Origin of the sequence: Gabonibacter massiliensis (assembly GCA_001487125.1) — a bacterium.
Taxonomy (GTDB): Bacteria; Bacteroidota; Bacteroidia; order Bacteroidales; family Marinifilaceae; genus Gabonibacter; species Gabonibacter massiliensis.
In genome coordinates, this window is sequence record LN913013.1 from 1,173,332 (window position 1) to 1,187,227 (window position 13,896).

General features: G+C 40.3%; 14 protein-coding genes, 2 tRNA genes and 1 pseudogene. 5 read left to right on the forward strand and 12 right to left on the reverse strand.

The features are described from left to right. Nucleotides 1-5 precede the first annotated feature (5 nt). The gene (locus BN3283_RS09245) at nt 6-632 is read right to left on the reverse strand and encodes a nitroreductase family protein (RefSeq protein ID WP_059026466.1); all 627 of its coding nucleotides are present in this window, start codon (nt 630-632) and stop codon (nt 6-8) included. A gap of 130 nt (nt 633-762) precedes the next feature. Between BN3283_RS09245 and BN3283_RS09250 the strand changes: the two genes are divergently transcribed. Next, the gene (locus BN3283_RS09250) at nt 763-1,629 is read left to right on the forward strand and encodes an AraC family transcriptional regulator (RefSeq protein ID WP_059026467.1); all 867 of its coding nucleotides are present in this window, start codon (nt 763-765) and stop codon (nt 1,627-1,629) included. Nucleotides 1,630-1,776: 147 nt separating this feature from the next. On the opposite strand, the pseudogene BN3283_RS14815 reads toward BN3283_RS09250, so the two are convergent. From BN3283_RS14815 to BN3283_RS09290, 10 genes and pseudogenes are all read right to left on the reverse strand, one after another. Next, nucleotides 1,777-1,938: pseudogene (locus BN3283_RS14815) on the reverse strand (PRTRC system ThiF family protein); the annotation flags it as partial. 295 nt (nt 1,939-2,233) lie between these two features. Further along, a complete protein-coding gene (locus BN3283_RS14515) occupies nt 2,234-2,809 on the reverse strand; it encodes a site-specific integrase (protein ID WP_059026468.1) in 576 nt (191 codons plus the stop codon). After that, nucleotides 2,707-3,009: an Arm DNA-binding domain-containing protein gene (locus BN3283_RS14765; protein WP_147625573.1), complete on the reverse strand. Its 303-nt coding sequence runs from the start codon at nt 3,007-3,009 to the stop codon at nt 2,707-2,709. The genes BN3283_RS14515 and BN3283_RS14765 overlap by 103 nt, the downstream gene beginning before the upstream one ends. 102 nt (nt 3,010-3,111) lie before the next feature. Next, nucleotides 3,112-3,185: transfer RNA gene (locus BN3283_RS09260), tRNA-Pro, on the reverse strand. 100 nt (nt 3,186-3,285) lie between these two features. Continuing rightward, nucleotides 3,286-3,376: transfer RNA gene (locus tag BN3283_RS09265), tRNA-Ser, on the reverse strand. A 90-nt stretch (nt 3,377-3,466) separates the two neighbouring features. Then, the gene (locus BN3283_RS09270; protein WP_052634785.1) at nt 3,467-3,928 is read right to left on the reverse strand and encodes a hypothetical protein; all 462 of its coding nucleotides are present in this window, start codon (nt 3,926-3,928) and stop codon (nt 3,467-3,469) included. 11 nt (nt 3,929-3,939) lie between these two features. After that, on the reverse strand, nt 3,940-4,335 hold the full coding sequence (locus BN3283_RS09275; protein ID WP_059026469.1) for a hypothetical protein: 396 nt from the start codon (nt 4,333-4,335) through the stop codon (nt 3,940-3,942). Nucleotides 4,336-4,356: 21 nt separating this feature from the next. Then, the gene (locus BN3283_RS09280) at nt 4,357-4,920 is read right to left on the reverse strand and encodes an RNA polymerase sigma factor (RefSeq protein ID WP_059026470.1); all 564 of its coding nucleotides are present in this window, start codon (nt 4,918-4,920) and stop codon (nt 4,357-4,359) included. A 76-nt stretch (nt 4,921-4,996) separates the two neighbouring features. Continuing rightward, nucleotides 4,997-6,001: a glycosyltransferase family 2 protein gene (locus tag BN3283_RS09285; RefSeq protein ID WP_059026471.1), complete on the reverse strand. Its 1,005-nt coding sequence runs from the start codon at nt 5,999-6,001 to the stop codon at nt 4,997-4,999. 37 nt (nt 6,002-6,038) lie between these two features. Further along, complete coding sequence (locus tag BN3283_RS09290; protein ID WP_059026472.1) at nt 6,039-6,947, reverse strand: lysophospholipid acyltransferase family protein; 909 nt, start codon at nt 6,945-6,947, stop codon at nt 6,039-6,041. Between the two features lie 212 nt (nt 6,948-7,159). On the opposite strand from BN3283_RS09290, the gene BN3283_RS09295 reads away from it, so the two are divergent. From BN3283_RS09295 to tpx, 4 genes are all read left to right on the forward strand, one after another. After that, nucleotides 7,160-9,019: a DUF349 domain-containing protein gene (locus BN3283_RS09295; RefSeq protein ID WP_059026473.1), complete on the forward strand. Its 1,860-nt coding sequence runs from the start codon at nt 7,160-7,162 to the stop codon at nt 9,017-9,019. Between the two features lie 182 nt (nt 9,020-9,201). Beyond that, the gene (gene pyrG / locus BN3283_RS09300) at nt 9,202-10,797 is read left to right on the forward strand and encodes a CTP synthase (RefSeq protein WP_059026474.1); all 1,596 of its coding nucleotides are present in this window, start codon (nt 9,202-9,204) and stop codon (nt 10,795-10,797) included. Nucleotides 10,798-10,852: 55 nt separating this feature from the next. After that, a complete protein-coding gene (gene yidC / locus BN3283_RS09305) occupies nt 10,853-12,697 on the forward strand; it encodes a membrane protein insertase YidC (protein WP_059026475.1) in 1,845 nt (614 codons plus the stop codon). 137 nt (nt 12,698-12,834) lie between these two features. Continuing rightward, nucleotides 12,835-13,344, forward strand: coding sequence for a thiol peroxidase (gene tpx / locus BN3283_RS09310; RefSeq protein ID WP_041504156.1), 510 nt, complete (start codon nt 12,835-12,837; stop codon nt 13,342-13,344). 77 nt (nt 13,345-13,421) lie between these two features. Here the strand turns inward: tpx and ribH are convergent, their stop codons facing one another. Then, complete coding sequence (gene ribH / locus BN3283_RS09315) at nt 13,422-13,883, reverse strand: 6,7-dimethyl-8-ribityllumazine synthase (protein WP_041504155.1); 462 nt, start codon at nt 13,881-13,883, stop codon at nt 13,422-13,424. Nucleotides 13,884-13,896: the final 13 nt, after the last annotated feature.

The window sequence follows — 13,896 nt, forward strand, 5'->3', positions numbered from 1 at the left end:
CCGGGTTACCAGAGGTTCGTATGTATCCGCTCCTCGACGTCGATTTCTTTTTGTTTGGGCAGAAAGGCGTTTTCCGCGGGATAACCCATCGTAAGCAGACAGGTGAACTCGTAGTCTTCGGGAGCACCGACAATCTCCTTGATTTTTTCCACTTCGTCGGCAACGGGAATGTGGAACACGGTTCCCAATCCTTCGGCAGTGGCGGCGAGCAGCATGTTCTCCACGGCGCACCATGCCGAAGCGAAGTAGTTGAGCGAGCTTTGCTCTTTGGGTTGTAGTAGCGGACTTTGTTTCTGGCGGAAGAAGGGAAGGATCAGCAGGCCGCTCTGCATCAGCATACGCTGTTGCTTGGGCAGGGCATCGGCGAACATATCCATCTTGTCCTTATCGCCCGATTCATCCACTTCATGCACCAAATTTTTGAACGCTTCCATGTTTTTGGCAAGCGGCTCTATCACTTGGGCAATATTCTTACGCCCGCGCACCACGATGAATTCAAGCTGGCGCAGGTGATCGTTCGTCGGGGCTTTGAATGCCGCACCGATTACTCTTTTAAGGATTTCATCACTTACTTCACGCTCGGAGTAGTCGCGATACGTGCGACGTTTCTCCAATACTTCGTATAATTCCATAACAATACGTTTTTAAGTTACATTTCTTGTTTCCGGTTGCAAAGTTACGTCGCTTCATTGTTTTGAATTTGTTTTATTGTTTCATATAATTGTCGTAAATTTGCAACTACATAAATTAAAGCAATTATTTATGGAAGATACAGCCATACCATACGAACTGCCCGAAACGGATAATCATTCGTTTTTCTTCATCGAACAACGGGTGGAGCCGAGCCTCGAAGCCAAGCTCCACCGGCACGATGCGTGGGAATTGTACTATGTCGTTCATGGACAGGGCAACCGAATGGCAGGCGACACATTACAGCCTTTTGCGACAGGCGATGTGGCGTTGATTCCTCCGTCGATGCTTCATCGCTGGGAATACGCAGCCGACAATGTGGACGAGGACGGTTGTGTCCGTTATCTGATGGTGGCTTTCAGCCATTCATTGGTGGAGCGGTGCATGGAAGTATTTCCCGAATTGCGGAACAGACTGGCGGGCGTGATGTTTCCGACTGATGCGTTGAAGTTCGGACCGGAGAGCTCACGGACAATACGCAAGGCATTATCCGAAATAAACGGTATGGACGAACTGGGACGTTTAAGTGCAATGTTCCGTCTGCTTCCTGTCATTTTTACCTCGTCCGATCATATATTTGCAGGGAAACCGATGCGCATTGAGAAGGATGTTCGGCGTATGCAGCAGATTTGCGCATACGTGATGAAGCACTACGTTCATTCCATCGCGTTGGACGACATTGCGGTGGAGGTGGGTATGAACCGTTCGGCGTTCTGCTCCTATTTCAAGCGGTGCAAGGGGATGACCTTTTCGCAGTTTGTCACGCAATACCGTTTGAACACGGCTTGCGATTTGCTGAAACATTCGCAAAAAGGAGTGTCGGAAATATGCTATCTTGTAGGCTTCAACGACCTGCCGCATTTCGTGCGGGTCTTTACAAGTACAATTGGAATGTCGCCTTCCAAGTATAGAAAGCAATTCAAGGTTGGAAACAATTAAATACAATTCGAAAATCAGTGAAAAAGCCGCCTGAATTTATCGTTCAAGCTGCTTTTTGACGTTGGTTACCCATTTTATTGTTGAAGTTTATCGTATTATTTGTACGTTACTAGGAATATAGTTGTTCGCCCTCTTAAAAAAACATATTCATACCGTAATAGGATTCACTTTCATTGTTTCCAAATTCAAGAATAACCCGTGATGCTCAACCATACCATTACGAAACATCTTCCAGAGAATATTGCACTCGAGTTGCACCAACATGGAACTAACCAACAGGTCTTGTTTCTCCAATACCTCTACCAGTGAATCTACTGAACAACATTACAATAATTAAGAAGAGAAAAATCGAGACTTATAAGATTTATATAGGTTAGCTATTGAAACTGTGGTAAGAAAAAATAGCAGATAAATAAAAAGATACTATCTTTGTATAACAATAAAGTGTTCTTCTGACTTAATGCAAAATACGGCGAATATGTGTGGTTCGCTCGTTTCTAAATCGTTATCTATTAAAGAGAGTAAATTCTATAATCAGCTTATATCAACCACAAAATAGGACTTAAATGTCTTGCAACATAGCTTGTAATATCAGAATCGATACCTACTCAAATGCTAAAGCTTTCAATTCTTTATTGACTCTACCTAATATTTTATGAATACGATTCTTCTTTTGCAAAGGAGTTTTATGCACATTAGCATCTAATATTGGGAAAAGATAAATTGCTTTCTTTCTATGATAGGCATATTTATCAATTAAGTCTAAAGCATTACTATTTATCTTGAAATCTATTGCACCATGTGTTTTTTGCCTAGAATATAAAAGTCTACCTCTATCAATATTATCCATTGTCAAATTAGCAATATCAGTAAAAGAAATACCTCCACTTAAATAGGAAAACATAAATACATCTCTGGCTAAAATTCTCCAGTATGTAGCTTGCTCCAAACCAGCTTTGACAATTTTCATCACATCCTCTTTAGATACCGCTCTCTTTTTTGTTGAAGTATCGAACTTGCTAATTTTAAATTCATTGAAAGGATAATATTTCTTGAATTCCTCTACAGTCTTATTCTTCAACTTTTCTCTTTTACTCTCCACCAGAGAAGATACCCTATATTCTTTTTGTTCCGCAATAAATTCCAGTATCTGACGCTGATACTCAACTTGCTTATCCAAAATAATCTTCTCATTAATTCTTTATTAGGACATTTAGAGGTAGGTCTATTCTTTTCAATATCCCAATATTTTGGCAAAATAGATACGCCTAAACTTAGATATTTTTTACGATTATCTTTAGATATTCGAAGCATCAAAGGGTGTTCCCCATTAGAAAGTGTTATAGATTTATAGCAAACAACTGATACAGAAGCATTCATGTTAAATTTCTGGTTTAACTCTCGGTTTACTTTTACCAGCTAAACCTCCCAAAAATCACGACAATAAAAAAACAGCTACTTTCGTAACTGTCTCATTTTCCGTCGGGGTGACAGGATTCGAACCTGCGACCCTCTGCTCCCAAAGCAGATGCGCTACCGGACTGCGCTACGCCCCGAATCAATTTTGGGTAGCCCCTAAATAAAATCCTCTGAGGATTGTCCCCTGACCTTCCCGGATAGAAATCTTAATTACTTAAGATTCGATTTCAAAATCAGTGGCGGAGAGAGGGGGATTCGAACCCCCGGTACAGTAATCCCGTACGACAGTTTAGCAAACTGTTGGTTTCAGCCACTCACCCATCTCTCCATTTGCGGAGACAAAAGTAGCGTTTTTTACCGTTCCCGCAAGTTTTTACGGGACTTTTTTATATATTTTTCGATTTAATCGCTAAATATTTCACTTCATAGTCGTTTTTTCCGGTTTATTCCCCGGACATTTTCCCAACTTTTTCCACAACTGACGATGGAATTTCCGCTCTGCTTCCATCATTAACCACAATTTACGGGCAGATAGCTCTTTTACGATTTTCTGATAATAGTCCCTTTTAAGGCTTTGCATTCGCTCTTCCGCTTTCAAGATCGTTTCGATATTGGTTTGTGCCTCTTTTTCCGTTATGTCCCCGGAAAACTTCGTTGCCAAATCACGAATGACATTTCCCGCTTCTCGAATTTTCTTTTGCATCTCGTTATACAAAGGCCAAAACTTAACGGCCTCTTCCGGAGTCAGGTTCATCTCTTGAGTAAAAAAAGCCACTTTCTGAGCCTCGAATTCCTTTCTTTTCTCCTCACTTAATTTTCCTTGCGCAAAAAGTGAGAACGTAATTCCCAACATTCCTATAATCAAACCTACTTTTTTCATAAACATTCCCTTTAGTTACTCAATCTGATACCGTCAAAAAAATATTTACCCATATCCACCTCTTGTGCCAAATACTCTATAATTTCTTCCTGGGTCGGATTAAAATCTTCGTCCAATTCGGTTTCGTGCAAACCGCTTTCATCGGTCTTTACAATGCTGTTCCCCTCCCTCAGCAACCTTTTATTTTCATCCACAAAACGAGGAAAAATCCATTGGACAACGAAAATGGCAAACAGGAATGTTGCCGTCAACCCCAAGTAGGGTTTTACCATCTGTATATAACTCGTTTTCACCGGATGCTTCTCTTCCTCCACCCGATCCATGATCCGGGATTCCAACGTATCGAAGTATCCCTCCGGAACCGCGAAAGGATTCTTTTTCTTATATTTATCATTCAAATCATCCATGATCGTTCATTTTAAGTCGTTTCAATATTCAAATTCCTGCAATGTATCTGAAATTTTCAGACTCTCTTCTATTTTCTTTACCGCCATATGGTAGGTCGCTTTCAATGTCCCGACAGCAACATTCAAAATCTCTGCCATGTCTTCATACTTCATATCATCATAATATTTCATATTAAAGATCAGGCGCTGGCGTTCCGACAACCTTAAAACGGCTTTCTGCAATTCCCGTTGTATATCATCTCCGTCAAAATAAGGATCGCTTTCCAACCGATTTTCCAGCATTACTGTTATCTCTTCGGAATTACCGTAAGGTTTTCTTCGTTTTTCATTTAAAAAATTAATCGCTTCATTGGTAGCCACCTTATACATCCATGTAAATAATTTAGCTTCATAACGAAATTCCTCAATCCCTTTCCAGATTTTCACAAAAACATTTTGCAAAATATCATTGCTATCCTCATGGCTGATCACGATTTTCCGGATATGCCAATACAGTCTTTCCCCGTACTCTTTTATCAGCATCCGAAATGCCTGATCCTCTCCACGTTCAGAATGGAACAATTCTATTATCTCTTCATCACTCATTAATCTACACTATATTATCTATACGCTTTTTTATTTGAGACAACAGATACCTTCGAAGGTTTATTATATCTCCCGATTATTTTAACCTCAAATCCGAAAATTTCTTTTTCCCGAACAAGAAGTAGCCTATCACGATACTTTTCCCGTATACGCCTTTACAAACTACATTTTTTCTTTCCGGAACATATTTCGATTTTAGTCCATAGTAAGCGATATAAGCCCGATACACCGACCGGGCATTGGCAAATTCTCCTTTTAATAAAAAAAGAAAAGCAGCCAATAGATCGAACAGAAAACGAACGGTAAAAACCTTTAATCTATGCCCGCTTCCCAGATTCTTATACAGCATTAATAAATTATTGCGGTAATTCAGGAACAATTTACGGGGATGATTCATAGGTAAGGACCCTCCGCCTAAATGAAAAACGACAGAATCTGGAATCACTTTCAACTGATATCCTTTGTTTTTCAAACGCCAGCAAAGATCGATCTCTTCCATATGGGCAAAGAACGTTTCGTCCAATCCGCCTGCATCCAAATACTCTTGCCGCCGAATACACAAAGCGGCACCCGTGGCCCAAAAAACCTCCATTACCTCATCGTATTGTCCGGTATCAGCTTCTACACTATCCAATATACGGCCCCGACAAAACGGAAACCCTAACCAATCGATAAAACCGCCACAAGCCCCGGCATATTCAAACCGATTTTTTTGGCGATAGGAACGAATTTTCGGTTGAACACCGACAACATTCGGTTCTTTATCCAACAAGTCAATCAAAGGCTCTAACCATCCTTCTGTAACCGCCACGTCACTATTCAATAGAACGACGTATTCCGCCTCCACCTTTTCGATGACCCGGTTATATCCCCCAGCGAAACCATAATTACGATCCAACAAAATCCGTTTCACCCGAGGGAACTCCCGTTTCAATAACTCCACGGAGGCGTCGGTCGAACAATTATCCGCGACGATGATCTCTCCCAGCGCCACGTCAGTATTACGAATAACGGAAGGAAGAAATTCCCGCAATAATTTTTCCCCGTTCCAGTTCAATATGATAACTGCGACCTTATACATCCGGCATGTTTTAAAATTCATTGATCTTCATCCGTTATTAACGCGTCTGTCCCGAATCCCGTTTGTCTTCCCCCGTGCCTTCAGGCCTCGTATGCTTCCATCTCCTATGCGACCAAAGCCAATACTCAGGTGTCTCCCGAATAAAAGATTCCAACAAACGAGTATGCATCTCGGTCAATTCTCCGGGAGCCAAATTAGCCGGATGACTACACAAATCGACAAAATCGACCTCGTAATATCCCCGTTTAATCTTCCTCATATGCACGGAAACAACCGGAAAATCATACTTTCGGGCAATCTTTTCCGTCCCTAATAAAATAGGAGTATCCTGATTTAAAAAGTTCATCCAAAAATTCAAATTACGTCGATTCGGCGTCTGATCACCTATAAAACCAGCCAAAAACAGACGTTTCTCAGAACGATAACGATTAATTACCCGCAAAACGTCCTCTCTGGGAATCGGCTTGGCGCCAAAATGAGAACGGATCCGAAGGGTCATTTTGTTCATGATCCGATCATGAATCGGTTTGTACAAAGGCAAAAAATCGACACCATCACTCCATAAACTATACGAGGACATCCACTCCCAATTTCCGTAATGCCCCAAAACACCGATAACACTACGACCTTCCTGAAAATACTTCCGAGGAATAGAGGTATGGCGAAATACACACCGTTTCCGGATCGTTTTTTCCGACATATGCCATAATTTATACAACTCTATGGACAGGTCCGACAAGTGTCTATAAAATTTCCGTTCTATCTGTCTGATCTCTTTTTCGGTTTTCTCCGGAAAAGAACGACAAAGGTTTTTCCTGACCACGGAACGCCTGTAATGAAAAACATAATAAAGCAATCCGTAATTCATATCCGCTATCAGATACAAAATAGGAAAAGGTAAAAAACTCATGATCCAAAGGATACCATACAGGATATATGAAAACATGGCTGCATTTTATTACTTGCCAAAGATAAATCCTTTCGACATGAATTCCAAAAAAGAATTTATGATGCGTCCCTATTTCGGAAATACCTTATCCTGCATTCAAATCTTACCCTATTTTTAAACTTCTCACGTTCAATTTTCAATTATTAATTGTGATTCTCAGAATTAATAATTATTTTCGTGAGTTGAATGCGTTAAAAACACGAATAGATATGGAGCAAGATAACTTACAACAATCCGAGGAATTAAACGTTAACAATAACGTATCCCCGGAAACTTCGAACATCGAAACAGAAAACGAGGTTTCAGTTCAGGGGCAACCCGCACCGATAGAGAAAATCACCGTAAAGGAACCGCCGGTATGGGATTTTTCCAGTTTTAACACCGAAGAGATCATTTCCCATGCCAAAGAACTGATCACGAACTTTCCCGTATACCAGTTGAAAGTTTTAGAAACTCTTCCCCAGATATTCGAAACGCAATACGAAAAAGAGCAAGAAAAAGCTCGGAATGAATTTGTTCAGGCAGGACATCCCGTCGAAGAATTCAATTACCCGAATGACTCTAAAGAACGTTTCTACGGTGTATACCGGCAATACCGGGAAAAGAAAACGGCATACTACAAAAAAACGGAAGAGGAGAAAGAGGAGAATCTGAAAATCAAACTTCAAATCATTGAAGAATTAAAGGAATTGGTCCAAAAAGAAGAGTCATTGAATAAAACATTTCAAGAATTCAGATCTTTACAGGAAAAATGGAGAAACACGGGGATGGTCCCTCAAGCCAATGTAAATGACTTATTGGAGACCTATCATCTGCACGTGGAGAATTTCTACAACTACATAAAAATCAACAAAGAACTCAGGGATCTGGATCTTAAAAAGAACTTGGACAGCAAGATCAATTTATGCGAACAAGCAGAGAAGTTGCTCGAAGAGAATAATATAGGAAACGCATTCAAACAATTACAACAGCTCCACCAGCAATGGAAGGAAATAGGTCCCGTCCCCAATGATCAAAAAGAGACCATCTGGGATCGATTCAAAGAGGCTACCAATAAAATAAACGATGCCTATCACAACTTTTTCGAGTCTTTAAAGAAAGAACAGGAAAACAACCTGAAAATCAAAGAGGAAATATGTATCAAGGCTGAAAATATTTCAACGGGGGAATACAATAATTTATCCTCTTGGAATGATGCGACGAAAGCAATTCTCGAATTGCAAGAGGAGTGGAGACATTCGGGAACCATTCCTCAAAAAGAGAGAAACAAAATCTATAAACGTTTCAGAACAGCCTGTGATGCCTTTTTTGAAAAGAAACGCAGATTTTATCAACAGACCCAGGAAGTTCAACAGAAGAATCTGGAATTAAAAATCGCTCTGTGCGAAAAAGTCGAAGCTATCCAGGACAGCACGGAATGGAGGACTACAACCGATAAAATCATTGCTTATCAACGGGAATGGAAAAAAATAGGTCCCGCACCCAAGAAATACTCGAACAAGGTATGGAATCGCTTCAGAACGGCCTGCGACTTTTTCTTCAACAATAAAAACGCTCATTTAAAGAATTTAGATTCCGACCAGCAAAAAAATCTGGAGATGAAAAAAGCGTTGATAGAAGAAGTTCGCAACTTCACGTTAAGTGACAATAATGAAGCAAATATCGAAACCCTTAAAAATTTCCAGGCCCGTTGGGTAGAAATCGGCTTCGTTCCCATAAAAGAGAAAGATGCCATACAGGCTGAATTCAGAAATTTGCTGAATTCTCATTTCGATCAACTTGATATTAATGAATTTGATAAAAACCTGGAGAAATTCAAGTCGAAAGTCAATACGTTCGACAACAGCGAAGATAAAGACACCAAAATCATCCAGGAAAGAGAAAAATTGGTGAACAAAATCAAACAGCTCGAAACGGATCTGCACGTTTGGGAAAACAACATCGGTTTCTTCTCCAAATCAAGCAACTCGGATTCATTAATCAAAGAATTTTCTAATAAAATAGAAGCTGCCCGTCATAAGTTATCCCTGATGTACGAAAAGTTGAAAGTAATAGACAGCATGATCTGACATGCACGCAAATGATATAGAGGCGCTGTAAAAAGCGCCTCTTTTTATGCGATACATTATATTTTTTCTTACTTTTGCGTCTAAGTTTTAATTTGCCGGGGAAATTTTTGTTTAGTTCTGTGTAACAATGATTTTCGGTATTTGTAATAAAGAATAAAAATAATTATAAAACTATACATATCGTGTCAACAAAATATGTTTTCGTTACGGGAGGAGTGGCCTCCTCTTTAGGAAAAGGTATTATTGCTTCTTCTTTAGCAAAGCTTTTACAAGCGAGAGGTTATAAAGTGGCGAATCAAAAACTCGATCCGTACATTAATATCGATCCGGGTACTCTTAACCCGTATGAACACGGAGAATGTTATGTAACAAACGATGGAGCCGAAACGGACCTCGATCTGGGACATTACGAGCGTTTCACCAACTGTCCGACCTCTCAAGCCAATAACATAACCACCGGAAGAATATATCAAAATGTTATTAATAAAGAACGCCGGGGGGATTATTTAGGGAAAACGGTCCAAATCATTCCTCATATTACGGATGAGATCAAGCGTAATATCAAATTGCTGGGAGCAGAAGGCGATTACGACGTAGTTATTACCGAAATAGGAGGAACGGTAGGAGACATCGAATCTCTCCCGTTTATCGAGGCCGTTCGCCAACTTCGTTGGGAATTAGGAGAAAAATCCGTTTTCATTCACTTGACATTAGTTCCATACTTAACGGCATCCGGCGAATTAAAGACCAAACCGACTCAGCACTCCGTAAAATCGTTATTGGAAATAGGAGTACAACCCGATATCTTGGTATTACGCACGGAACACGAGTTAAGTAGCGATCTCAGGAGAAAAGTGGCTCTTTTCTGTAACGTAGACCCGAAAGCCGTCATTCAATCCATAGATGTAGACACGATATACGAGGTGCCCATCAAAATGAGAGACGAAAAATTAGATGAAATCGTATTATCCCAACTGGGATTACCACTGAAACACGAACCGGATCTCGAATCTTGGGAGCGTTTTCTATATAAATTCAAAAACTACAATCACCAGATTACCGTCGCTTTGGTAGGGAAATACGTTGAACTGCACGATGCTTACAAATCTATCGTGGAATCTTTTATACACGCGGGAGCGGTCAATGACTGTAAAGTCAACGTAAAATGGGTACATAGTGAAAATTTAACCAAAGAAAACATAGAAGAGACCATGAAAGGGGTAGACGGCATTTTGGTCGCCCCCGGTTTCGGTAACAGGGGTATTACAGGAAAATTAATAGCCATTGAATATGCCCGGACCAACAATATCCCGTTCTTCGGCATATGTTTGGGAATGCAAATGGCAGTCATAGAATACGCCCGTAATGTTCTCCATTTGGAAGGAGCGGACTCTGTCGAAATGTCTCCCAAAACCAAATACCCCGTAATCGACCTGATGGAATCTCAAAAAGAGATTACAAACAAAGGGGGAACCATGCGTTTAGGAGCTTACAAATGCGTATTAAAAGAAAACTCGAAAGCATTTGAGGCATATGGAGTGAAAGAGATAGAGGAGAGACATAGACACCGGTACGAATTCAACGGACAATTTACCCAACAGTTCGAAAAAGCCGGCATGATCACCACAGGCATAAACCCGGAAACAGGACTTACGGAGATCATCGAGATCCCGTCCCTGAAATGGTTCGTGGGAACTCAATTCCATCCGGAATACAAGAGTACGGTAACCAATCCCCATCCTCTATTCGTGGCATTTATTAAAGCTTGTTTATCTTAATATAAATAACCTGGAAATATCAATTTGAAATCGAAATTAAAATTAAAATCACCCTATGGATAAAAATTCAATCTCAGGTTTAATTATCATTGCCTTAATATTAGTTGGGTATTCCTATTTTATGAGCCCGTCAAAAGAGGAGTTACGGGAAATGCATGTCCGGGATTCCATTGCAAGGGTTGAAGCTCAAAGGTTAGCAGCTATTGAAAAACAGCAGAAAGAAGACTTCGCTCTTTCCCAGCAGGACAGCAGTTCAAAAACTGAAACTCCATTTTCTTTATTCAAACAGGATTCTCTGATTCCGGAAGAATTTACCCTTGAAAATAATAAAATCAAACTCCACATCGATAGTAAAGGAGGACGAATCACTTACGTCGATTTAAAAGGATACCGCACACACGATTCTTTACCCCTGGTCTTATGGCAGGCACAAACCAGCTCGTTGGGGCTAAATTTCTATATAAAAAATCATCAGATCAACACGGAAGAGCTGATCTTCACTCCCAATACGGATCAAAAGAAATTGGTTGCCGACCGGCAAGAGCAAGTATTAAGCATGAGGGCTTACATCGACGACAACAAATACCTCGAGTTTGTTTACAAATTAGCCCCGGATACTTACATGGTGAATTTCAACATCAACACGCACAACTTAAATGAAGTTATCGCACAAAATACATCATTTCTGACCCTATACTGGGGTGTTGATATGCCTCAATTAGAAAAAAGTAAAGATTTCGAGAACAGGTATACGGGAGTTTATTACAACTTCTCCGACGACGACGTGGAACACCTTTCTCCCTCGAGTGACGAAAAAACGGAATTGCCGACCAAAATCAAATGGGTCGCTTACAAGCAACAGTTCTTTTCATCGGTACTTATTGCTGACGATGCGTTCGCTAACGTAATGTTATCCTCCAACATCAACAACACACCCGGATATCTTAAAACAGCTTACGCGGAGATTCCTCTCCCCTATTCCGGCAAGGCTATCGAAGCATACGACATGCGTTTCTTCTTCGGCCCCAACTCTTATCCTATTTTAAGGGAATACGGAAAAGAGATCGACTTACCCGAATTAGTAGACTTGGGCTGGAAATGGATCGCTTGGTTCAACCGTTACGTGGTAATTCCTATTTTCAACTTTTTGGAAACACACGTAACCCTCAATTACGGATTAATTATCTTTTTACTGACTCTCATCATCAAATTGGTTCTTTTCCCGTTGACCTATAAATCCTATATGTCACAAGCCAAGATGAGGGTATTGAAACCTCAAATCGACGAGATCAATAAAAAGATTCCGGCAGACAAGGCTATGGAACGGCAACAGGCCATGATGAAATTATATAAACGGGCGGGAGTGAATCCTATGGGAGGATGTTTACCCATGTTATTACAAATGCCTATTTTGATCGCTCTTTTCTACTTCTTCCCCGGCGCAATCGAGTTGAGACAAAAAAGCTTTTTATGGGCTACGGACTTAGCTTCCTATGATTCCATCGCAACATTACCTTTTAACATTCCCTTCTACGGGAATCATGTCAGCTTGTTTTGTTTGCTGATGACTGTCACAAACATCATCTATATGGTCATGAATCAAAAAAACCAGCCCCAAAACGATCAAATGAAAGGTATGCAGGTGATGATGTACATTATGCCCGTTATGTTCCTTTTTATCTTTAACAGCTACTCCTCCGGATTGAGTTACTATTACTTCATAGCGACCTTGATCACCATTGTTCAAACGTGGGTTATCCGCAAATTCGTCAATGACGAGAAGCTTTTAAAACAAATCGAAATGGCCAAAGCAAAACCTGTGAAAAAATCCAGGTTCCAACAAAAATTAGAAGAAATGCAGCGGCAGCAAGAACAACACAGGAGGCAAAACAAAAAATAAAAGATTACAGTACCCTTTTAAAAAAAGGCTTTCTATGCTAAAAAGTTGTTTCTGTTATCAGGAACAACTTTTTTTGTAGAAAATAGTAAAAAACGTTAACCCCTTAACCTATCTTATCGTATGTCTACAAAAAAGATATGAATAGAATAGCAGTTACAATGAAAGGAAAACCGATTACTCTAATCGGCAAAACAACCCGAAAAGGGGAAGAAGCATTGAGGTTTTACGGAATGGGCCGCCAATTGGAAACCATTAGTTTAGAAGATTTTAAAAACAAAAACGTCCTTATTACCTCTTTCCTGTCGGTTGATATTCCTGCATGTGCTGCTCAGTTACATCGATTGGATAACATAGCGAAAAGCTTAGGCAAAGATCTCATGATCGTGGCGATCTCCTGCGATCTCCCGTATGCACAGGAACGCTTTTGTGAAATAGAGGGAATCCGTAATATCACCATGTTATCCGATTACAGAGACATTGATTTCGGCTTGAAATACGGTTTTCTCATTGACGAATTACGTTTACTTACCCAGGGAATCGTTATCATAAGTAAAGAGAGAAAAATAAAATACGTTGAATACGTTCCGGAGGTCACACAGGAACTCTCTTACGACAAACTATTGGCAGCCCTCGAATTTTTAGAGTGATTCGCTTTGCTTATAAACAATAGGGTTTGAAACGATTTTCTCTTTTCAAACCCTATTGTATTAAAATCTTCAATAGCTTACAGTTGCTTTAATAAATTGATCATTTCAATAGCTGTTGTCATAGCTTCAAAACCTTTATTTCCTGCTTTCGTTCCGGCCCGTTCAACGGCTTGTTCTATCGAGTCGGTCGTTAAAACTCCGAAAATAACAGGTACTCCCGTTTGAAGTCCCACGTTAGCAATACCTTTAGTCGCTTCATTGGCAACCATATCAAAATGCGGTGTAGCTCCGCGTATGACGGCTCCAATACATACAACGGCATCGTATCGGTGAGTCTCAGCCATTTTTTTAGCTACTAACGGAATCTCAAACGCCCCGGGGACCCAAGCCAAATCGATATTCTTCTCATCACCGCCATGACGATTAAAAGCATCAATCGCACCACCGAGCAATTTACTGGTGATAAACTCATTAAAACGTCCGGCCACGATACCGATACGTTGTCCTTCTGCCAATAATTTTCCTTCCAATAAGTTCATTGTCTCTATTTTT